This is a genomic window from Lysinibacillus sp. NPDC097195 (genome assembly GCF_044762075.1).
Classification (GTDB): domain Bacteria; phylum Bacillota; class Bacilli; order Bacillales_A; family Planococcaceae; genus Lysinibacillus.
This window is the reverse complement of record NZ_JBIWDP010000001.1, coordinates 1089472-1112069: the sequence shown is the minus strand read 5'-3', so window position 1 is coordinate 1112069 and position 22598 is coordinate 1089472. Positions and strand designations below refer to the sequence as shown.

Genomic DNA, 22598 nt, shown 5'->3' with positions numbered 1-22598 from the left:
TTGGCAGCTACTCCTATACATTGTAATGAAAATTGAATATAGATATTATTCAATTGTTAATAAATTTTAACATTTATTATAATAGTTGTATATACAAGTGCTGACTATCTATTGAATGAGTTGCTTACAGAGAAATGCTAGTTACTTCGACAATTGTTTCATTATTAAATTGACGACATCTTGTTGAGACAGTTCATTCGACAATCGTATTTCACCTGCCACTTCAAGGTAATCATGGGGTCTCCACCAGGCACGTAAAGACTCTTCCCCAAAGTCCTTCTTTTGTGGCCTTGTTTGATGTCGTTTAACTGTTTCCTCAAATGATAAATCAAAATAATAACTATAAGTCATTGGCGCATACAATTGAATTAAACTCTTGAGCATATCACCATAAAGGCTTTTATATAAGATTCCTTCGACAATGACAAATGAGCATTTATCCTTGCCGTATTCCGCTATTTGACGCATTAATTCTATGGATAGATTTCCTTCTCTATCTTGCACTTTCAACATGTCACGACGCACGACATCCTGTGAAACAAGTAGCGTACCACGTCCCAATTGCTCTTGTAATAATTTTGCTGTCGTTGTTTTTCCACTGCCAGCGTTTCCACGTATTATAATTAGCTTTGATGTCATTTTTCTACCTCCAAACATGCAGTATTAATCCACCTCTAATGCAAAAGCATAAAGGGCATCTCCAATCGAAATATTGTCCTTCTGCCATCTAAGACTAAAAGAGAAATAATAAATTCCTTTTTGTGTTGGTGCTGCAAAATGAAAATCTTGCAGCTCCATACTGATTTTCTCCTCATTTTCGTTCAATATAGAGAGTTCCATCGATGTTGGTGGTAGTTCAACCTCCATTTTCAGCTTAATAGTTTCTCCTGTTCTCACTTTCATGGGCTCGCTCTCTTTTAACATGTCGATTGGACCCGATGTATCAACACATTTTTCTTGCCAACAATATGTACCAAGCTTAGTTGGATAACTGACATTTGCTATGTCAATAACAACTTTAGGTGGGCTATCCCCTTGAAGAGTAGTATTTGCACAACCTGATAAACAAGCACCAAGAAGAACTACTACATATATTATCCATTTTGTAATACTCATCCCCCCTTACTGAAATAATCAATTAATACCAATTCCTTATATTACCATAAAATATGTGGCGAATAATAGCTATTGTACAAGAAAAGACGTTAACCATGAAGATTAACGTCTACCAAACTAATATTTTTTGCTCTTTCTCCAATCCTCTTTCTGCAATGTATAATGTGCAAAAACAAGCTCTTCTATTTCAATATTTTCTATAAATTGAAAGTTGCATTTTGCAATCACTTTGGCTGAACTTACATTACAAGGTTGGACGATTGTATTTAATCGTTCCACATTTGTCTGCTCGAACAAAAATTTTATTAGTCCCTTTACTGCTTGCGTTGTATATCCGCGATTTATGTAATGTTTTGACATAGCATAAGCAATTTCGCGGTTTGGTTCACGCAGTTCCTCTTTCAAGCCGGTATTGCAAAAGCCGATAAATTCACCAGTTTCCTTTAATATGATGCCTAGCTTTAAGTAATTTTGATCAATGATATTCGGCAATGCTGATAAAAACGCTTTGTTTGCTGGTATCTCGTACTGCAAAAGCCAATTAAGCCTTTGTTCTCTTGTTGAACGCCAATCGGGCAAAAATGCATATACTTCCGGTTGTGAAGTAAGTTCATAAATGGCATCTACATCTTCCACACGAAACTCTCTTAATAAAACGTCACCACAATCAATTGTAAATAAAGTGTCCACAGTATTTCCTCCATCTTTCAAGGTGTTAAATCCTTTTTTAAATAGTAATGCTGAAAATCTCTACCTACGTTGTTTAATGTTCCAAACAGTTGATATCCGTGTTTTTCATAAAAACCTAACGCTTGAAAGCTTAATGTGTCTACCTTGATAAAATCACATTGTTTCGCAAAAGCGATATCTTCAAGCGCTACTAATAATTTTGTGCCGAATCCACATTTTCGTATATTCTCTTCGATTAAAAACGAATGAATTTCTAACCAATTCCAACATATTTCTGGAAGAATGGCACCACGTATATGATTATTCTCATCTTTTAGGAATAGCTGGATTTCTTCATATTTGCCTCTTAAATCCTCCGGAAAATGCTTTACATTAAATTTATATAGCTCGTTTTCTATCCGTTCCTTGGCTTGTCTATTTACTTCTTTTGTTATATAAAATGGCATTTATTATCTCTCCTACTAGCTCATATGCTGACGATAGTTTCATTATATAAGCCTGTCATATTAGGAAAAACCTTATCGTTGTTTTATAAAAGAAAATAAGCCATGTGGTAAAAAACCACATAGCTTATTTCAAATATTGTTTCTTTTTTCCTTTAATATAATCCGTTGAATACTCTTTATAGATAAGTAATAGCTTGTACTCAAAGTTCCCATATCAGCGCCTGAAAGATAATCGTGATAAATACGTTTGTTTCTTTCAGCTAATTCATTTCTTGTAGTAGTACCCGCCCCCCAACTCTTTTTACGGTCTTGTCTTCGGGGGATATAAATAGTTTCACCGTCTACGTAGTTTTGAATTAAAGTGATTAATTCTGCTGGTAACAGTTTATTTGCTTTTTGATAGCTCATATTTGCACTCCTAAATGTTTAATGTTTTTTAGGAAGAGCAAAGGCTATTTATTTTATTCGTCTTATGCAATAGCCTTTGCTATGCAAAAATTGTGTTCTTTCTCATAGGACCAATCCTCCTTCTTGGAGCTTATATATTCCAAATTGTACCACATTGATATAAGAAAATGTAAATGACTTATAATATAGGTCATAATTATATTATGTAAACTATTGTTTTAAATAGAACACTAGCTCTACTAAAAAGCTAGTGTTCATTAACAAGTTTATTTTAAAATGTTTGTAGTAAAGTCTTCTACTGATAACGGCTTGCTAAAATAATAGCCTTGTACATAGTCACAGCCATGCTCACGTAGCACATTTAATTCCGCTTCCTCTTCGACTCCTTCAGCAACTACTTGGAGGTTCAGCGCATGTGCCAATGAGATCATTGCTGAAATCATTGCGATACCCGTATTCTCTGGCAAAATATCACGCACAAAAGCTCGATCTATTTTCAATACATCAACAGGGAATTTTTTTAAATAATTTAATGATGAATAGCCTGTACCGAAATCGTCTAATGCAATTGTAATACCTAAAGCGCGTAGCTCTTCAATTGTATTGATTAATTCTTCTGTATAATCAAGCATACTCATTTCTGTAATTTCTATTTCTAATAAGTGCGGGTCAATATTTGTTTCTGCAACGACACCACGAACCATTTCCACAAATCCTGGTGTGCTAATATGAATAGGTGAAATATTAACTGCTACGCGTAAATTTAAATCAAATGTTTGATTCCATGCACAAACTTGTGCACAAGCTTTATGTAATACCCATACACCAATATCATTAATTAGACCGCATTCTTCTGCAAACGGGATAAAGCGATCCGGTGGCATTTGTCCTAACTGCGGATCATACCAACGTAGCAATGCCTCCATACCTATTACTTGATCTGTCTTTAAATCGATTTTTGGTTGATAATGCAGCTCTAATAAATCATTTTTTAATGCTTGATGGAGTTTCGTTTCAAGTAATAACCACTTGTCATTTGCCTCATCCATATTATGGCGATATAGCCTATATTGATTACCTCGAGTTGATTTTGCAGCATACATAGCAATATCAGCATTTTTCAATAAATCTTCTATGGAATTGGCGTGATCAGGAAAAATGCTAATACCAATACTTATACTGGCATAAAATTCATAGGCATCTACGATAAAGCTGTCATTAAAAACAGCGATAATTTCTTTTGCCATTTCCTCGATACGCGATACATCATTTAATATCATAACGAATTCATCACTATTATGACGATAAAAAGAATTGGAAGTATAGTCTACATTTCGCAAACGATTTGCCATTTCTATTAGAAACATATCGCCGATGATGTGGCCAAGTCCATCATTAATGTTTTTAAAACGATTTACATCAATGAAAAATAACGCAAACTTCTCACTTGTGCGTCGGGATTGATGTAATTCATTTTCTAAACGTTGTTCTAATTTACGACGGTTTGGTAACCCTGTTAATTCATCATGATAAGCAATATGTGTAATCTTTTTTATGTCTTTTTGCGCGGTGATATCTACTCGAATCGCAATATATTGATAAGGTTTGTCATGATCATCGAGAAAAGGAATGATTGTTGTTTTTACCCAATATAAACTACCATCTTTTGCACGATTGCACACTTCTCCATTCCACATATCACCTTTTCCGATAGTTTTCCACATTTCTCTGAAAAAAGATTTTGGATGGAAGCCTGAGTTAAGCAAACGGTGATCTTGTCCAATTAATTCTTCACGCGTATATTTAGAAATTTTACAAAAATGATCATTAACAAAAGTAATTTTTCCGGTCCGGTCTGTAATAGCAACGATGATCGAACTGTTCATTGCTGAAAAAATATCTTGTAATTCTTTCAAGCTGTAGTTCACTTGATTTATACTACTAGGCGTGATATTCATCATCTTCATTCTCCGTTCATTAAAATAGAGGGTTTAGTACTTTGTCTTTATCTAGTAATAAGGTATAAAGTTGTGGTAGATGGCCCTTTTTTATGTAATTATATTATAGTCTTAGAAAAGCAGTTAATTCAACCCAAATATATGATCTGCAAATTTCTAATACTAAACATTTCTATAATTTAGACATAAAATAATGACTTTTAACGCACTAATTTTAGTGAATTTTCATGACTGATAATTACATTTGACCTACTGTTTATACTGTAATTATACTATTTACCTTTTAAACAAAATTGACGAATATTATATAAATATAAAATGCCTTACTGTCACAGTCGGGCAGTAAGGCATTTTACATGTTATGAGACTTCATATTCTATTAAACCTCCAACGATTTTTGCTTGTTCATTATAAGCATTCAGTTGTTCATGTGATAAATTTAAAATATAGTAGTGAAAGTTAACGGGCTCTAAGCCATAATTCACACATATTTGGCGATAAAATTCATAACCTTGTCGATAATCTGTCATCCAATGAACTCCCTTTCTTGCGCTGCTTCATTGTAATACGCTAATTGTTCCTGCGATAACTTTTTCATGTAATAATAAAAATTAATAGGCTCTAAATTAAATTGCTCGCATTTTTTGCAATAGTATTCATAACCTTGTCGATACTGTACCATACTAATTACCTCCCAATTTTGTACTATAACAGTTGTGTTTTTGTATTAATAATATATAACAGTTAAACCTTACAGTCAATAATTTTTCTGAAATTTCTTTCATATTTATAAAAGCCCAGTTGACTTAAAAAGTTAGACTGGGCTTTTAAAAACTATTTATGATGGCGTCCGTCATAACCACATCCTTTGTCGTCCGTGTTTTAAATTCCAAGTTGTTTTGCTTGCATATTATAAGCTGACAGTTGTTCCTGTGATAATTGAATGATGTATAACGGAATGAAATGGGTTCAAGACCATAGCGCTCACACATTTCACAATAAAACTCATAACCTTGTCGATACTTAGACATAATAAATTCCTCCTGACGAAAACTGTTTTATAACAGTTGTTATTATTTTTATTTAATATATAACAGATTATGCGATTCGTCAATAGGTTATGCACTTAGAATAAGTAAAAACCCGATTTCTCCGTACGTATAAGTGAGAAGTCGGGTTTATCTGTTTGTCTTATTACAGATTTTTTGATAGCCTGATCAGGAGTCTTGGTATCCACATGATGATTGTCCAAACCACTTCGAAAATAAAGCAGTCTCTAAGTTCCAAGTAGATTTTTTTCATCAATAGTTTTGTTCTTTTTTTCATCATTTGCTTTTCTTCTTTTGTCATAATTGCTGTGCGATTAACTCCTAAATCAGTTTAACTGACAATTTTTTTGCTTTCCTGTATTTGTTCGATGTGGCGTTGTTCATGCAAATACACTTGCTCTATCCATTGGTCAAGTGCTAATTGACCGAAGGCCGGATGTTTAACCGCCTTTTTCGCTAGCAAAGATGGTTCTGCGATTCCAAGTAAAAAAGCAGTTAGTTGTTCCCTTGTATCACTTAACAATGTTAGCATTTGCAGCACTTCAAAAGGTTTATCTGTCGGCTCCACAATGTTTGGTGCTGCAAGCTTTGTCGTACGATCCGTTAACAACAGTACATTGAGCCGTTGTGGTTGTGTCGTTGGTTGTGAGGCTAATCCCCATGCAACAGCTTTAATAGTAGACGCTTCTACTAGCACTAAGTGATGACATATTTGTGCAATACTCCAACTGTTCGCATCTGGTCGTTGATTGAATTGTTTATCATTAAGTAACTCTATTTCTTTCAGTAACTGCGCTCTTGTGGTCTTTAACTGGGCTAATAATGTTGCAATCATTCGTATCCCCCTCTTATTCAATCCTACAATGTATATATGCAAGATTCACATTTGTATTCTTCTATGCTATCTGTTGTCCACGATATTAAATGGATTATTGTCCAGTACATGTTGTAACTGTTCATCCTCAATATGGGTATAAATTTGTGTTGTCGCAACACTAGAGTGGCCCAATATATGTTGTAAACTTCGAATATCGGCCCCTGCCTTATACATCATTGTCGCAGAAGTATGACGCAGTTTATGTGGCGTTAGGTGGTCCTTTTGTAAGCCAGACTGCTTGTTAATTTGTTTGACGATTTTAGCCACGGTTTGTCGGGTAAAGCGTGTTCCCTTTTGTGACACAAATAGCGGCTCTTCACCTGTGCCTTTGTAAGTTGTTTTTCCACTTTGCTGATAATTCTTTAATGCTTGGAGGCAACTATCATTTAAATAAACGGTGCGTTCTTTATTACCTTTGCCGATAACGGTTAAATATCGGCCTTGAATCGAAGAAGTATTGAGTTGGCAAAGTTCCGATACACGAATGCCAAGATTTAAGAAAAACATCATCATGCAATAATTACGCGGTGAAGCACGGTGTATTTGAATACCCTCGATAAACTGTGTTGCCTCTTCCATATTCATATAAATTGGTTTTCGACGCCCAATCTTAGGTGTTTCCAACTCTTCAGCTGGATTTTCCTCAATTAGACGACGTTTGCCTTTAATGTATTTAAAGAATGACTTTAGAGTGGCTACTTTTCGTGCTCGTGCAGAAGCAGAGTTATGACGGTGCACCTCACAATATTCCATAAATAAATAGAGATCCTCCAATGTTATGTCTTGGATTTCTTCTATTGTAATAGTTGCAATATTAATGTCGCTTAGTTGTGTAATATCAATATCATTTTGTATTGCTAAATGAAAACGAAAGAATAAAGTAAGATCGTATTCATACTCTTTTCTTGTACGCTGTGATTTTCCTTTAATGGTCGTTAAATAAACGAGAAAATCTTTTAATATTTTTGGTAGTTGCGTTTGCATAAAATCACCTCTATTTTCACTATTTTACCACAAAAAACGTTCCCAAATATAAATTTGGGAACTTTATTGCTAAAATACTTTCAAATAAGAATAAACGTTCTTATTTTAGGTCTAAAAAAAGATGATTTCTAAATAGTAGAAATCATCGGCAACTGTCCATCATGATTATTTTTGTAATCACATAGTTAATCAAACACAGTTAAAATTTGTCACAATAGAACATGGAAATTTGAATTAAACATTATTTTCATGCATAAATCCATCGTCAAATGAATATTAAACTCTAGTATACTATTATGCGTTGAGACGAATCGAAAAATGATTAGACGGATAATGGTACAAGTCGATACGTCTCACAATGCGCATGGTATTAAATGGATAAATGTAATTATTTAGCGAAAATGCGATATGTACCATCTTTTTGCGTTGCTATCGTCCAGTTAATGGATAACATGTTTTTAATCTTCAATAACGTTTCTTCGTCGCACGTTAAATTTGTTATTCCTGTATCTTCCAACATAAAATTCTTTGTTTCTTCTAAATTAAAACGAAGATGGAGTAAACGTTGAATGCCGGGTAATGTCACATACTTAATTCGATAATGGCCATGCAACGCGTTTAAAAGATTTTGTTCGCCTTCTTCATATAGAGCCAAAGTTTCATTGAATTCAAAGTTTGGGACCAATGAACGCCAAGAAGACACATCCCCTGTTCTTACTGTTTGTAAAATCTCCTCGTCAGATAAACCAAGTTTTGATAGCTTGTCTAACTCGTAAGCTTGCATTAAATTAATGTTTGTCATTTTTTACTAGCTCCTTTTATGTATTTCTATTAGTGTAACACGTTTTTACTACTACTTAAATTCGGAGGCGGTTCACATGATGAGATTGTATGATTCTGGTTCGTTTTTTGATGAAATGTTAGATGGTGATCAGCCGAAACCCCATTATCTCTCCTTCTATCGTAAGCTAAGTGCCTTTACACAAGAACAGCTAGAAGAAAAATATCAGCAAGCGCAATCAAGCTTCTTACGACAAGGTATTACTTTTACTGTATATGGTGCTCAAGGTGGGACTGAGCGGACAATGCCTTTTGATTTTGTACCGATTATTATCCCCCATGACCAATGGCTTATTATTGAATCGGGGATGAAGCAGCGTGTTAAAGCATTAAATTGTTTTCTACATGATGTTTATTCAAAACAACAAATTGTAGCAGACGGAGTTATTCCGCGAAGTCTTATTGAACAAAATCCGTATTACTTTCCGGAAATGCTTGGCGTGCAAGTACCTATTCAAAATCATATTTTTTTGGCGGGCATAGATTTAATTCGCGATGAACATGGAGTCTATCGCGTGTTAGAAGATAATTTACGAAATCCTTCTGGCATTTCTTACGTTTTTCAAAATCGTTATGTCATGAAGGAAGTATATCCTGAATTTTTTTCTAAACATACAATTCAATCACTTGAAAAACAAATGGCCACGATGAAAAAAGCGCTCCTTTCTCATCGACCACCGGCTTTGCAAGCCCATGTTGAACCGAAAGCCGTCTTGTTAACAGCAGGTATGTTTAATTCCGCCTATTACGATCATGTATTTTTAGCGCAACAGCTTAATATTCAACTTGTAGAAGGCCGGGATTTAATTGTGCAAGATCTTAAAGTTTATATGAAGACAATTTATGGTTTAGAGCAAATTGATATCATTTATCGACGCATTGATGATGACTTTTTAGATCCTACGGTTTTTCGGCAAGATTCTTTACTTGGGGTGCCACATTTAATAGCGGCATATAAGGCTGGAAATATTGCTATAGTAAATGCTGTAGGTAATGGTGTGGCAGATGATAAAGCGATGTATAGTTATGTAACTGATATGATTCGCTATTATTTAAACGAAGCGCCCATTTTAGAAAATGTCACGACCTATCATTTGGATGATGACTGCCAACGTGCATGGGTACTTGATCATTTACACGAGTTAGTCATAAAAAATGTTAGTGCTTCCGGTGGCTATGATATGCTCATTGGACCACACGCCAGTGCCGAAGAAATCAGTAATTTCCATGAAAAAATTGTTAAACATCCACATCAGTACATTGCACAACCGACCATTCAATTATCCCGTGCTCCCGCATATCAGAATGGGAAGTTCTATCCTTGTCATGTTGATTTGCGAGTCTATGTCATGAAGGGTGACGATATTTTTGTGCTGCCAGGTGGTTTATCGCGTGTAGCATTAAAAGAAGGTTCGTTAGTTGTTAATTCATCACAAGGTGGCGGAGCCAAAGATACATGGATATTAAAGGAGGAATTGCCGCATGCTAAGTCGAGTAGCCGATGCGCTATACTGGATGGCAAGATATAGTGAACGTACAGAAACCAATGCTCATATATTACAAGTACAGCTGTTGAATATGTTGGAGCAATCTGGCAATGAACATGAATATCTCGATCATTGGGAAGCCATTTTAGATATTTGTGCATCTAAAGAAGAGTTTATGTCAAGCTATGAAGTGATTCGCGTCAACCCTCTAATTGAATACTTATTATTTTCCGAGAACAATAGCAATGCACTGCATGCTACGTTAAGAGCCATTCGTGAAAATGCACGCATAACACGGGATAGTATCCCGATTGAGCTTTGGGAATTGCACAATGCTTTTTACTTATATATGCAGCAAGAAATAATGGTACGGGAACGACCTTTTCCGTTAATTTCGCTTCATTATTTTTTACACAATGTGCGTAAGACATCATTAACGGTTACAGGATTAATTGAGGATTCTATGGAACGAGATTTGCCGTTTTATTTTATGCAAGTCGGCAAATGGCTTGAACGTGCTGAAAAGATGATGCGAATGATGCTCATCATGCTTGAACAACAAAAAAAGATGACGAGTAAATGGACTGATGTTGATGGAACGTTTTTACTTGATCTATCAAAAGCGACAGAGTCCTTTCATCGTAAATATCCTCAACCAAAACTAATGTATGTTATGCAGTATATATTACAAGATGAACATTTTCCACGTTCAATAATGGTTTGTCTAAAAAAACTTGAAGAAGCATTTATTCATATCGAAAAAAATCAGGTAGCAGCACGATTTTTAGCACTAAACACATCATTAAAGGCTTTGTTAACCGCAATTCACGATATTGATATTTCTTCATCTTCCTTAGAGGAAGTGATATTTTTAATGGAGGAAAGATTGTGTCAATGTATTGATTTTGGTCATGCATTTTCTACAATTTATCATTTATATGAACCCAGCCTACAAGCTTGAAAGGAACAACGCACAGCTCCTTTTCAACACGCAAGTCAGTAATCAGAAGGAAGCGGACACAATGAAATTTGAAATCCACCATACTAATACTTTTCAATATGAATCTGAAGTCGATCAAAGTTTGAATACTATCCGCTTAAAGCCTCGCAGTGATGAGCGTCAACGCTTGCTGTCCTATCGGATTGCAATTTCACCTTCGTCATTAACACGCGAACATGCGGATATATGGGGCAACACGGTGGGGACATTTTATATTCCTGAACAGCATCGAGAGTTAGAGATAGAAACAACGTCAATTGTCAGTATACAACGAGCTCCGTTTATTCATCGCATACAATATTCGCCCGAAATGCAGACAATTTTTCATTCTCAGCTCTTTTATGAACATTATTTACCCTACTTAAAATCAACAAGTTTTACGTATATGACTGATGCTCAAATAGAAGAAGTTTTTCATGCAATTGGTCATGCAGAAAATCCAGTGTTATTCTCGCTCAACTTAATGCAATATTTATATTCAACATTTGACTATGATCCTACTGCAACAACTGTCACGACAACTGCCAGTCAGGCCTTTGATTTAAAAAGAGGTGTTTGTCAGGATTTCACCCATGTTATGCTTGCGATTTTACGTGCAAAAGGAATACCCGCTCGTTACGTTAGCGGCTATTTGTATGTCGAAGAAAATTCAGGCTTAATCGGTGATATCGCCACCCATGCTTGGGTTGAAGTCATGATACCTGGCATTGGCTGGATTGGCTTAGACCCAACGAATAATGTGGAAGTATTAGAAAATCACATTATTTTATGTATTGGTAGGGATTATAGTGATATTAGTCCTGTTGAAGGTGTGTATACAGGCGGTAAACATCATTTAACGGTTAAAGTTCATGTCAAAGCATTGAGCCATTTATAAAATGACGTGCAGTAAGTAGTGTAACTGCTAATTTACTGCACGACTATTCAAAACGTTGTCCTCGTTCCGTTAACACCCATTTTCGAACATAGCCCATTTTTTGTTGAATGCTTTCGATTGTTTCATCACTCTGTAACGCTCTCTGTAGCACTGTATAACGGACATCTGTCGCACGCACATTAAAGTCGATATCTTTAGAAATTGTTTGAAAAATGCGTTCAATAGTTTTCGTCGTAATTGGTTTTGTTTGGCTTGCCTCACTTACCCACATCCATTCCCCTACATTCTTGTTGTGTATTCCCTCTGTTGCAGTTTGGTAGTGCAACAACATCTGCATAAAAAGAGAGGAAAGCCTTATTTCTCGCTTGCCATTATGATTTGCGATCTCCATAACCGATGAATCCATGTTAAGATGAGCCCACTTCATACGAACAAGCTCTGCTGGCTTACACCCTGTTTCAATAAACATTTGCACAATACAGCCATTCCTTCTTGCAAGCCAAGCATGCTCTTGTGTTTTTGCATATTGAAAATAGGTTGGCCATACTTCTACAATGGTCATTAACTGTTCTTTTGTAAGCAATTTCAAGGATTCTTTAGCTCGCTTCTTTGGCTGTAAAATACTTTCATAGTCAAATGGTTCAGCCCATTCTCGCAAAAAAATAAAGTCTAAAAAACTGCGAAGAGAAGCGATTTTATGATTAAATGTATTAATATTTGGATAGTTCTCTTTTAAAAAACTACTATAGATAAATATTAATTCTTTCAATTGGTGGTCTATATTATCAATATTTTGCTCACTAGCAAAGGCTAAAAATTGCTGACAATCGATATTGTATTGCTTTTTTGTTGCAGCACTCTTTTTTAGGGCTTCTAAAAACAATAAATAGCTTTGCCCTGCTTGACTTAATGACACCATCTTGTTTCCTCCTTATTGATTGGGCGTAAGGTAGTTAAATTTTATAATATATATCGGGCGTAATGTAAATTAATTTATAAAAATCTTAGTGTCGGATAATCTGTAATTTCATCCTAATTCATAGTGCTAGAACATCAAATACCCTATTTCACAAGGAAACAAATGTTCCTATGGTAGTTTCTCATATCTTTTGCTTTATTACAATAGCATCCCTTCTGTTGTTGTACACTTGCTACAAAATGCACACTATATTGTATAACAGGTTGAAAAAACTTGGAAATTCGTATTATTTAATGTATCCCCTTTTTTGTGTTATATAATATAGGTATTACTTTTAATGTAGGAGGCTTCCCAATTATGCAAGTAAGAACAACTCGTCTTGAGGCTGAGGATGCAAAGATTATTTATCAGGAAACAGCTGGACTTGCGATTATTACTATTCACCGTCCCCAGGCGAAAAATGCGCTAACAGCAAATATGTGGGATCAATTAGCTAAAATTGCTTTAAACGTCTTAGACAATCCGAAAAATAAAGTACTTCTTTTACGTGGTTCTGGTGAAAATTTTACAGCAGGTTCTGATATAAAAGAATTTAACGCGATTTCTCTTGAAAAAGCAGAAGAAGCATTTTTACATATGGAGAAAACGATATCAACAATCGAACGTTTGCCCATTCCCACAATTGGGGTAATTAATGGCCCTGCCATGGGCGCTGGTTTAGAACTTGCATTAGCCTGTGATATACGCATTGGCTCTGACAAAGCAAAATTAGGTATTCCCGTAGGCAAATTAGGCATCACGTTAAACAATAAATTTGCGCAGCGTCTTGTCCAACTTGTCGGCCCTTCTACTACAAAAGATTTAGTGTTTACCGGCCGCATGTTTAAAGCCGAGGAAGCATTTAAGCTGGGTATGCTTAACTACTTAGTTGCTGAAAAAGACATCAATAAGTTTATGATTCGCATGGGCAAGCTTGTTGCCGGTATGTCACCCGATTCCTTACTTGCTGTAAAACGGGCTGTACAAGAGTGTGTAGACAGTGTACCGACATTATGGCAAGGTTCTACACCATTTGTAGGCAGTGATTTTACAGAAGGATGCCGAGCTTTTGTAGAAAAGCGTCAACCTCACTTTACAAGACCTTCAGAATAACAAAACAGGTACTCTTGACGTCAATTTGAGCAAGAAGTACCTGTTTTTTATTTCTTTTTTTGCAAAGCGGAATGGACGTAAATGTTAATGTTATCTAGTTCATAGCCGAAATGTTGAAAAAAGGACTGTTGCACTGCTTCCTGTAACTGATATACACGACGTGGTATGGAATAATCAATTGGCATTTTTAATTGCAGCGCAATGGTCGCCTTTGCGTGTTCTCCCAGTATAAACTGAATGTGTTCAACCTTGTGCACAATGTCTTGCTGTTTGCAGCTGTGTGCTAATAACTGCACATAGACTTGTTTGTCAATTGCAATATATTCTTGTTGAAAATCAGGAAGAACAATTGTTGTTTCACCTATTTTTTCACGTTTTGGCGTGAAAATTTCCTTGCCTTTTTGCACAAGACGTTTAAAGAAGTTTTGTTCCACTTGACGATAAGGTATTGGCATTACATGTTTCCCTTGCGTTTGGCGAATAAAACGGGCTTTTTGAATTTCTTTTTGTGAGCGAATATCCTCGACATAATAATATGTTTCGATTGGTCCTAGCTCTAATCGGTGCGCAATGTTTTTTGTCATTTTATCGGACGTACCAATCACTAAAATCGATTGGATATTATATGTAATGAGTGCTTTCATCACTTCCTCACGATGACCCTCATCCGTAAAAATTGCCCGACGGACAGCCGTTATTGTATTTTTCTCAAATTTTGCTGATACCCCCGCTACTTTTATGCCATTTACAATTAATAAACCATCATCAATAATGGCTTCAACGCCTATTTTATGAGCAAATGCTAGCGCACTCGTACTTTTCCCAGTTCCACTTGGCCCACTTAATGAATATACCTTCATGTCCAATGCCACCTTCCTCGCTCCATAATAGCAGAAAAAATGCTCTATATTGAGTAAATAATCAACAAGCCATCATCATCTGTCATATAAGCTTAAATATTTCTGCTAGCCTATGCAAGCATCTTCTCCATTACAAGAATATATTCTTTTTTCAGAATAACTTTCCCTTTCTGTGCTTTAGTATGATAAAATGTGAACTACTATTCTGTTATACAACTATAAGGAGTGTACTAGATTGAAAATCGTACCATCTAAAAAAATGTCATTATTTACCCCAGCAATTTTCGGAGATTTAAAGAATTTTGCCAAACAACAACAAGAAAAAGGCATGTCTTTAATTGATTTAAGCTTAGGTAGCCCTGATCTTCCACCGCATGCGAAAATTCGTGAGCAATTATCGTATAGAGCGGGTTTAGCAGAATCATATGGCTATACGTTAACAGGCACACAACGTTTTTATGATGCCGTGAGCCGTTACTATAAACGCCGTAGTAATGTGGATTTAGATCCTGCAAGTGAAATTATCCAAACAATTGGTTCTCAAGAAGGTTTGGTCCATCTACCTATCGCATTTTGTGATCCAGGAGATATTGTTCTATCAACTAACCCAGCGTATGTAGCTTACGATGCTGGCATCCATCTTGCAGGTGCAACACCCTACTATATGCCACAAACAGCAGAAAACGATTATTTACCAGATCTAGATGCAGTACCAGAAGAGATTGCTCAAAAGGCAAAACTACTAATATTAAATCTCCCTGGTAATCCTGTACCTGCAATGCCTTCCATTGCTTATTTTGAAAAGGTCATTGCTTTTGCTAAAAAATATAATGTTATCGTTCTTCATGATGCAGCTTACTCTGAGTTTTATTTTACAGGGGATGGTCCAATTAGCTTTTTAGCAACGCCAGGGGCAAAAGAAGTTGGGATGGAAATCAACTCCCTTTCAAAAAGCTTTAGCTTAGCTGGTACACGAATTGCCTATATTGCTGGTAATGCCGAAATGATTGCTGTCTTAAAACAACTTAAATCAAATTTAGATTTTGGTATTTTTGAGCCGATTCAAGATGCTGCTGTCGTAGCATTAGATAATGCAGAAGAAATTACAGAAAACTTACGTGCAATATTCTCAGAACGTCATCAAACATTAATGAACGGCTTACGTGACCTAGGTTGGGATGCAGCCCCTTCAGATGGTGGTATGTTCGTTTGGGCAAGATATCCATACGATATTGACTGTACAGACTTGGCATTTAAGCTTATCGAACAAATTGGTGTTGTAACCGTACCAGGAACCGTATTTGGCACTGCAGGACAAGGTTATCTACGCCTTGCCCTTGTTCAACCAAACGAAGTGTTGCAAGAAGCCGTAAAACGTCTGAAAAACGTCTCCATCTAACAAATAAAGCATGTGATAAGGTATTTTCTATCACATGCTATTTTTATCATTGAATTTGTTTAATTTTTATAAGTTTTCTAATAATGAAATACCAATTTTTTCGTCAGCATTTTTCCCTAATCTGTAATTGGCTAAAACAACAGCAGCCGCTTTCTTTTCTTTATCAATGACTAAAAATGTACTAAAGCAACCTGTTCCCCCTCCATGCAAAATAACATGAGGATTGTTTTTTAAAAGCCACCATCCAAGACCCATATCATACTTTTTATTTCCCGCGCCGTGTTGTTTATAACTTAGTGGCAAATATGGTTGTGTCTCATTTATAATAATTTTTGCATATTGAAGTAAATCTTCAGCGGTTGAACTTATTGCCCCTGCAGGTGATATAAGATTGTCCTCATTCCATTGCCAATTGCCACAATCATTGTTTTTTCTATCATAACCTACTAAATTATTTGCAGATGTCCCTAAATAAGTATTGTTAAGTCCGAGTTCATGCTGAAGATAATCATTCATTGTGTTCCAGTACCCTTTACCTGATACTTTCCCTAATACATAGCCAATTAGTGCAATACCGAAATTTGAGTATTTCCATGGATAATCCTTAACTTTCAGTTTATGTTGTTCCATTAACTGTTTCATCTTGTTTAAATCCATACTTAATGGATTATTCTTATTTATATCACCGCTCCCCTTAATCAGATCTAAAAATAGATTAAGATATTGCCAATTGTTTAATGGCAAACTTGCTCCATAGCCAGAGGAATGAGTTGCAAGACGAAGCAATGTTGGATAATACCCAGTACCCTGAAGTTGTTCAACATACACTTGGATTGAATCGCTAAGTGAAACCTTGTTTTCAAATACATATTTTGATAGTAATGATGTAGTAAAAGTCTTTGTAATTGAACCAATTTCATAATGATATTTTGTTGATGGTTCGAGTTCGCCATTTTCATTAAAAACTTTTATCACAGCATTATTATCAATTAAATATCCAATTGTTAGTTTTAAATGAGTTTTCCCTCTACAGGTCTTATTAATTAAGCGTACTGTTTCTTCATTTATTTCAAACATAATAATGTACCTCCTTATATGGACCAACTTCGTTTCATTTTTTTATCGCGTTCATTCTTCGTAATTCAAATTCTTTCAAAACGCTCGATTGTAATTGGGTATGGTCTTCATCCAGCGGTAAATTTACATCTTCTTCAAATCCATCTTGTTCTTCACCATCAAAACGATATAGTTTTTTTAAAAGATACCACATTGTTTCCAGTTCTTCTGTTGAAAACTTTTGAAAAAGTTCTTCTAACAGGTAGACGCCTTTCTCTGAAACAACAAGCAATGCCTGTTCTCCAGTTTTTGTAATTTTTATATTCACCGCACGCTTATCCTTTTGACTAGCAACGATCTGGACATAGCCTTTTTTTTCAATTATAGAAATCAGTTGTTTAGCACTTTGCTTTGTGGTCCCTAATTTTCTAGCAATATTATTTAAAGTCGTTTCATCCTCTGGTAGATGAGCAATTGCAAGCATAGCCATATATTGTCTTGATGTTAAAATTTCAAGGTATTTGTCGCCTTTGACTTGAATTTTATTGGATAACGAAAATAAAGTAGCATATGTTTGCTGCATTAAAAATAGGTCTTTGTAAATATCCATTTAATTCCTCCTTTTTAGTCATTATACTGTCTAAAATGGAATTTAGTCAATATATTGTCTTTATGTGCATTTAATCACGCACAACAAAAAAAGCTACTGCTTTCGCTGTAGCTTTTTTATATTACACGTCATATTTTTGCACTTCTTCATCTTCATAGCGATTGTAGCGTTTCTTAAATAACTTGAATAAATGTGTCACGAGAACTTTAAAAATCGCATAGCCTGGAATCCCTAAAATAACACCTGGTACACCGAATAGTGAACCTGCTGTTAATAATACAAAAATAATGGAGACCGGATGGATGCTTAATGATTTCCCCATAATTTGTGGAGAAATAAATTTCCCTTCAATCAACTGTACGACTGTCCAAACGATGGCTAGTTTGACAAGCATAAATGGAGAAGTTACTAGCGCAATAATGGCTGCTGGTGTAATCGCGATAACCGGTCCTAAATATGGGACGACACTTGTAATCATTGCTAAAAAGCCGAGTAACAATGCATATTTCATACCGATTATTAGGAAGCCAATCGTCACCATGGCTCCAATACACATGGAAACTAATATTTGCCCTTGAATATAAGAACTAATTTGTTTGTCCATATCATGTAAGACATCGTGTAAACCCGTACGCATGCGCGGTGGGCAAATTTTCATAACGAATTTCGGCAGTTTTTCTCCATCTTTTAGTAAATAAAATAAAATAAACGGCACGGTCACGAGTGACAAAATAATGCCCGTTAAAGTAGATACAAATCCTGTTATACCAGTCGCAACACCTTGTGCTAAGTTTGCCGCTGTATCTTTTACGGTTTCAATGATATCCGTTGTAAAATTCGTCACAACTTTTTCATAGTTTTCAATATTGGCTAAGTACTCATTAATACGAGAGTTATTCAAGTATTCCACTATTTTTTCTGTTAAAGCCATAAAATAGACGGGGAATTCTTGTGCTAAATTGGTAAATTGATCACGTAAAAACGGATATACTAGCACGACGAGTAACGTAATAACGCCAATCACACCAATATATAAAATTAAAATGCCCCATGCTCTTGGAATACGCCACTTTTCCAGTATGCTTAATAATGGACGTAATAAATAATAACCTATTACAGCAAGCACTCCTGGTAAAATAACAACTTCAAATAATACTTGTAGTGGGGTAAATATGAAGGAAACTTTTCCAAACATGAAAATCACACATGCAAGTAATAATAAAATAAGTAACGTAAATAATAAATTTTTACCACCTAAAAAGCGGATAAACTTCGTTGAAAAAAAGTTTGAATGCTCCCTTGGTCTTTGTTCTCTCATATTGACACCCCAATCCAAATGCTCACCTTTATTTTACAGGATAATGTTGGCTTTTGCGAAATATCACTCTAATGAAATACCTAAAAATTCACTTAAAAACGCTTTATTTTTCTCTTCATCAATTACAATGGCAGAGCCTGCATGACTAAAGTTTTGGAAATCATAACTGCCTTCAATCGGTACTGTCGCTTTTTCAATAGTGACTTTCCCTTTTGATACCATTTTCAACACTTGCTTAATCTCACCTGCCGATGAATAATCGGTTGTAATATAGCCTTGAGCCGCTCCGATGAATTTTGGTAAATTCATCACGTTTTGAGGTGCTAATATTTCATTTTTTAAAGCTTCAATTACTTTTTGCTGACGAGCTACACGGCCGAAATCACCTTCTGCATCATGGCGGAACCGAGCATAGCCAAGCAATTCCTGACCATTCAGCTTGTGTGTACCCTTTGTAAGCGTTACACCAATTTTTTCAGACATATCCTTTTCTACATCTATTTCCACACCATTTGGCGCTAAAATATCAACAAGTGATTCAAAATTTTTAAAATCTACGAGTGCATAATGATGGATCGGTAATCCGAACATATTACTTAATGTATCTTTTAATAACTGAACGCCACCTAAATAGTAGGCAGTGTTTAGTTTGTAGGATTGATAGCCAGGGATGTCCGCATAAATGTCTCGCATAAATGACACGAGCTTAACATCATTCGTTTTCTTATTCCAAGATAATACCATCATTGTATCTGTACGTGATTTCTCTTCTCCACGTGTATCAATTCCTAAAAGTAAATAATTTTCAATATCGTTCTTTACTTCGTCTCCATTAAAATCCTCTTGGGCTACTTTCGTGTCAGATGCTAATTGTAAACCACTACGATACTGCATCACACTATAGCCGACAATGACAATGACACAGAGTAATAAGAACGTAAATAATGCTCTCCCTTTACGCAAGCGACGCTTTTTTGGCCGTTGCGACCGTCTTGTATACTCTTGCTCTTCCATAACAAATAACTCCTCTATTTTTTTATAGTTAATGTAACGATTGCTAGTAAGGAAAGTTTCATTTTTTACTTCGTTTCCTTATCAACAGTTCTCTATTCGCTATTTTACACCCTAATTGCCAGTAATGAGCAAAATAATGCTATAATATTTTCACAAAAGAAAGGATGATGAACATGATTGAAAAAGCAACATTTGCAGGTGGCTGTTTTTGGTGTATGGTGAAGCCATTTGTAGAATGGGACGGTATACATAAGGTCACATCTGGTTATATGGGTGGTCATTTAGAAAACCCAACATATGAAGATGTTAAAAAGGGCAACTCTGGCCATTTAGAAGTTGTAGAAATTGAATTTGACTCTTCGATATTTAGCTATGAGCAGTTACTAGATATTTATTGGATGCAAATCGATCCGACAGATGCTTTTGGTCAGTTTCATGACAGAGGTGAATCCTATGCAACCGCCATTTTTACATATTCAGACGAGCAAAAAAGAATTGCGGAGGCATCCAAAGAAAAACTTGCGAACAGTGGTCGCTTCGATAAACCTATTGTAACCATTATTCGTGATGCTCAACACTTTTATCCTGCAGAAGATTACCATCAAGATTATTATAAGAAAGAAACAGATCATTACGAGCAAGATCGTGCTATTTCTGGCCGCGATGAATTTATTGCAGAACATTGGAAGAAATAAGGCTACTTACCAACAAAAAAGAATCCATTGTGTGTTTTTTACACAATGGATTCTTTTTTCATTACTCATTTATGTTTGACGCTAGGTTAAATGACTGCATTGCCTCAAAGAAACGCTGGCCATATTTCTCAAATTTCACTTCACCGATACCACTTATTGTTCTTAACCCCTCAAGCTCAAGAGGTTTTTTATCACATAGTTCACGCAATGTTTTATCCGAGAACACCACGAATGGTGGTACTTTTTCTTCGTCTGCAATTTCCTTCCGTAATAATCGTAAATGTTCAAATAAAGGATCATTGTTTGTGAGTACACGCACAGTAACCGCTTCTTTACGCATTACAGTGCGACTGCCTAACAATACGGCCCTTCCTCCCTCTGATACATAGATGGTAGGAAACGTCCCGTGCTTCACTGCCAGTAAACCTTCCGCAATTAAAAACTCTATAAAATTTGACACTTCTTTTGAGGATTGGCCTTTTAGAATGCCGTAAGTAGAAAGCTTAGCAAAACCAAATTCCTGTACCTTTTGATTTTTAGAGCCAATTAAAACTTGAGCCACCATTGTTTTACCGAATTTTTGCCCCATGCGTACAACACAAGCCAATACTTTCTGTGCATCTTCTGTAACATCTTTTACTTCCCGATTATCATTACAATTACTGCAACGATGACACGGTTCGCCTGCTTGTTCACCAAAATACGTTAAAATCGCATTTTGGAGGCAGCCTTCTGTATGGCAATAATCGACCATCGTTTGTAATTTTTCCAATTCTTGTGCAATACGGGCTTCATCGCGCGTTTGTTCGATTAAAAAACGCTGGGTTTGAACATCACCTGAAGCATAAAGCAATATACAGGCACTAGGTAAGCCATCACGCCCTGCACGACCTGCTTCTTGATAGTAGCTCTCCATATTACGTGGCATTTGATAATGTATAACAAAGCGAACATTACTTTTATCAATACCCATGCCGAATGCATTGGTGGCAATCATAATACGCGCTTCATCCTTTAAAAAACGCTCCTGCTCAGACACACGCAAATCTTCGGATAATCCTGCATGATATTTTGCAACAGAAACACCTGCACGTGCCAGTATGTCATACAATCCATCAACTGATTTACGTGTCGCCGCATAAATAATGCCGACTTCTGTATTATTTTTTTCGATATAATTTTTAATATATCGTTCTTTATTTTCACCGATTAGTACTGTAAAAGCTAAGTTTTCTCGTTCAAAGCCTGTAATGAGTGTTGCTTTTTCATCTATTGTTAATAATTGACGAATATCTTCGCAAACTGCAGGCGTTGCAGTAGCAGTTAATGCAAGCACTGTTGGCTTTTGTGGCCATAAAGTAAACAGTTTTTGAATGGCACGATAACTTGGGCGAAAATCATGACCCCACTGAGAAATACAATGTGCCTCATCAACTGCTAGTAATGGCACATATAGCTGTGACAATGCCTGTAAAAAGGATGCACTTTCTAATCGTTCAGGAGCAATATATAACAGCTTTAAATAACCTGCACTTGCAAGTTGCATTGTTTCATCTACTTCTTGCGCTGATAACGTACTGTTAATATAAGCTGCTGGAATATTGGCTGCTCGCAACGATTCAACTTGATCCTGCATTAGTGAAATTAGCGGTGAGATAACAATCGTTAAACCATCAAGCATTAAGGCTGGAATCTGATAGCAAATCGATTTACCACCACCCGTCGGCATGACACAAAGACTTGATTGGCCACTTAACGTTTGCTCAATAATTTGGGCTTGTCCATTCCGAAACGAATCATAGCCAAAGTGGTGCTGTAGCATTTGTCTTGCTTGCTCCATTTT

At 35.9% G+C, this 22598-nt stretch carries 24 protein-coding genes; 6 read left to right on the top strand and 18 right to left on the bottom strand.

Features of this window, described 5'->3' with window-relative positions; all coding sequences use genetic code 11:
* Positions 1–141: 141 nt before the first annotated feature.
* The 11 genes from ACIQXI_RS05750 to ACIQXI_RS05700 all read right to left on the bottom strand — a co-directional run bounded on the left by ACIQXI_RS05750 (position 142) and on the right by ACIQXI_RS05700 (position 8330).
* Entirely contained in the window at positions 142–639 is a 498-nt protein-coding gene (locus ACIQXI_RS05750) for a kinase (protein ID WP_402922464.1), read from the bottom strand.
* Between the two features lie 24 nt (positions 640–663).
* The gene (locus ACIQXI_RS05745; protein ID WP_402922462.1) at positions 664–1116 is read right to left on the bottom strand and encodes a hypothetical protein; all 453 of its coding nucleotides are present in this window, start codon (positions 1114–1116) and stop codon (positions 664–666) included.
* Positions 1117–1233: 117 nt separating this feature from the next.
* The gene (locus tag ACIQXI_RS05740; RefSeq protein ID WP_402922460.1) at positions 1234–1806 is read right to left on the bottom strand and encodes a GNAT family N-acetyltransferase; all 573 of its coding nucleotides are present in this window, start codon (positions 1804–1806) and stop codon (positions 1234–1236) included.
* A gap of 17 nt (positions 1807–1823) precedes the next feature.
* Complete coding sequence (locus ACIQXI_RS05735) at positions 1824–2252, bottom strand: GNAT family N-acetyltransferase (RefSeq protein ID WP_402922458.1); 429 nt, start codon at positions 2250–2252, stop codon at positions 1824–1826.
* A 129-nt stretch (positions 2253–2381) separates the two neighbouring features.
* Positions 2382–2660: a CD3324 family protein gene (locus ACIQXI_RS05730; protein WP_402922456.1), complete on the bottom strand. Its 279-nt coding sequence runs from the start codon at positions 2658–2660 to the stop codon at positions 2382–2384.
* A 266-nt stretch (positions 2661–2926) separates the two neighbouring features.
* Complete coding sequence (locus ACIQXI_RS05725; RefSeq protein WP_402922454.1) at positions 2927–4621, bottom strand: putative bifunctional diguanylate cyclase/phosphodiesterase; 1695 nt, start codon at positions 4619–4621, stop codon at positions 2927–2929.
* A 356-nt stretch (positions 4622–4977) separates the two neighbouring features.
* Entirely contained in the window at positions 4978–5148 is a 171-nt protein-coding gene (locus tag ACIQXI_RS05720) for a transcriptional regulator (protein WP_402922452.1), read from the bottom strand.
* On the bottom strand, positions 5145–5300 hold the full coding sequence (locus tag ACIQXI_RS05715) for a transcriptional regulator (protein ID WP_402922450.1): 156 nt from the start codon (positions 5298–5300) through the stop codon (positions 5145–5147). The genes ACIQXI_RS05720 and ACIQXI_RS05715 overlap by 4 nt, the downstream gene beginning before the upstream one ends.
* 698 nt (positions 5301–5998) lie before the next feature.
* Positions 5999–6502, bottom strand: coding sequence for a DinB family protein (locus tag ACIQXI_RS05710; protein ID WP_402922448.1), 504 nt, complete (start codon positions 6500–6502; stop codon positions 5999–6001).
* Between the two features lie 66 nt (positions 6503–6568).
* The gene (locus ACIQXI_RS05705; RefSeq protein WP_402922446.1) at positions 6569–7528 is read right to left on the bottom strand and encodes a tyrosine recombinase XerC; all 960 of its coding nucleotides are present in this window, start codon (positions 7526–7528) and stop codon (positions 6569–6571) included.
* Between the two features lie 388 nt (positions 7529–7916).
* Positions 7917–8330: a hypothetical protein gene (locus tag ACIQXI_RS05700; protein WP_402922444.1), complete on the bottom strand. Its 414-nt coding sequence runs from the start codon at positions 8328–8330 to the stop codon at positions 7917–7919.
* A gap of 76 nt (positions 8331–8406) precedes the next feature.
* On the opposite strand from ACIQXI_RS05700, the gene ACIQXI_RS05695 reads away from it, so the two are divergent.
* The 3 genes from ACIQXI_RS05695 (at position 8407) to ACIQXI_RS05685 (ending at position 11732) form a co-directional block, all read left to right on the top strand.
* Complete coding sequence (locus ACIQXI_RS05695; RefSeq protein WP_402922442.1) at positions 8407–9897, top strand: circularly permuted type 2 ATP-grasp protein; 1491 nt, start codon at positions 8407–8409, stop codon at positions 9895–9897.
* Positions 9851–10816 carry an alpha-E domain-containing protein gene (locus ACIQXI_RS05690; protein ID WP_402922440.1) on the top strand — a complete coding sequence of 322 codons (966 nt, stop codon included), beginning with the start codon at positions 9851–9853 and terminating at the stop codon, positions 10814–10816. Before ACIQXI_RS05695 ends, ACIQXI_RS05690 begins: the two co-directional genes overlap by 47 nt.
* Positions 10817–10877: 61 nt before the next feature.
* A complete protein-coding gene (locus ACIQXI_RS05685; protein WP_402922438.1) occupies positions 10878–11732 on the top strand; it encodes a transglutaminase family protein in 855 nt (284 codons plus the stop codon).
* A gap of 43 nt (positions 11733–11775) precedes the next feature.
* On the opposite strand, the gene ACIQXI_RS05680 is transcribed toward ACIQXI_RS05685, so the two are convergent.
* Entirely contained in the window at positions 11776–12651 is an 876-nt protein-coding gene (locus tag ACIQXI_RS05680; protein ID WP_402922437.1) for a tyrosine-type recombinase/integrase, read from the bottom strand.
* Between the two features lie 357 nt (positions 12652–13008).
* Here ACIQXI_RS05680 and ACIQXI_RS05675 point away from each other — a divergent pair, with 357 nt between their 5' ends.
* The gene (locus tag ACIQXI_RS05675; protein WP_402922435.1) at positions 13009–13803 is read left to right on the top strand and encodes an enoyl-CoA hydratase/isomerase family protein; all 795 of its coding nucleotides are present in this window, start codon (positions 13009–13011) and stop codon (positions 13801–13803) included.
* 47 nt (positions 13804–13850) lie between these two features.
* Here the strand turns inward: ACIQXI_RS05675 and ACIQXI_RS05670 are convergent, their stop codons facing one another.
* A complete protein-coding gene (locus ACIQXI_RS05670; RefSeq protein WP_402922433.1) occupies positions 13851–14663 on the bottom strand; it encodes a hypothetical protein in 813 nt (270 codons plus the stop codon).
* 235 nt (positions 14664–14898) lie between these two features.
* On the opposite strand from ACIQXI_RS05670, the gene ACIQXI_RS05665 reads away from it, so the two are divergent.
* On the top strand, positions 14899–16062 hold the full coding sequence (locus ACIQXI_RS05665) for an aminotransferase class I/II-fold pyridoxal phosphate-dependent enzyme (protein ID WP_402922431.1): 1164 nt from the start codon (positions 14899–14901) through the stop codon (positions 16060–16062).
* A 66-nt stretch (positions 16063–16128) separates the two neighbouring features.
* Here ACIQXI_RS05665 and ACIQXI_RS05660 read toward each other — a convergent pair whose 3' ends face one another.
* The 4 genes from ACIQXI_RS05660 to ACIQXI_RS05645 all read right to left on the bottom strand — a co-directional run bounded on the left by ACIQXI_RS05660 (position 16129) and on the right by ACIQXI_RS05645 (position 20060).
* Positions 16129–17139, bottom strand: a complete 1011-nt coding sequence (locus ACIQXI_RS05660) for a serine hydrolase domain-containing protein (protein WP_402922429.1) — start codon at positions 17137–17139, stop codon at positions 16129–16131.
* A 34-nt stretch (positions 17140–17173) separates the two neighbouring features.
* Positions 17174–17728 carry a MarR family winged helix-turn-helix transcriptional regulator gene (locus ACIQXI_RS05655; RefSeq protein ID WP_402922427.1) on the bottom strand — a complete coding sequence of 185 codons (555 nt, stop codon included), beginning with the start codon at positions 17726–17728 and terminating at the stop codon, positions 17174–17176.
* A gap of 121 nt (positions 17729–17849) precedes the next feature.
* The gene (locus ACIQXI_RS05650) at positions 17850–19046 is read right to left on the bottom strand and encodes an AI-2E family transporter (protein WP_402922425.1); all 1197 of its coding nucleotides are present in this window, start codon (positions 19044–19046) and stop codon (positions 17850–17852) included.
* A gap of 63 nt (positions 19047–19109) precedes the next feature.
* Complete coding sequence (locus tag ACIQXI_RS05645) at positions 19110–20060, bottom strand: LCP family protein (RefSeq protein WP_402922424.1); 951 nt, start codon at positions 20058–20060, stop codon at positions 19110–19112.
* 173 nt (positions 20061–20233) lie between these two features.
* On the opposite strand from ACIQXI_RS05645, the gene msrA reads away from it, so the two are divergent.
* Positions 20234–20755 (top strand): peptide-methionine (S)-S-oxide reductase MsrA, encoded by a 522-nt coding sequence (gene msrA / locus ACIQXI_RS05640; RefSeq protein ID WP_402922422.1) that lies wholly within the window; start codon positions 20234–20236, stop codon positions 20753–20755.
* A gap of 61 nt (positions 20756–20816) precedes the next feature.
* Here msrA and recQ read toward each other — a convergent pair whose 3' ends face one another.
* Entirely contained in the window at positions 20817–22595 is a 1779-nt protein-coding gene (gene recQ / locus ACIQXI_RS05635; protein WP_402922420.1) for a DNA helicase RecQ, read from the bottom strand.
* Positions 22596–22598: the final 3 nt, after the last annotated feature.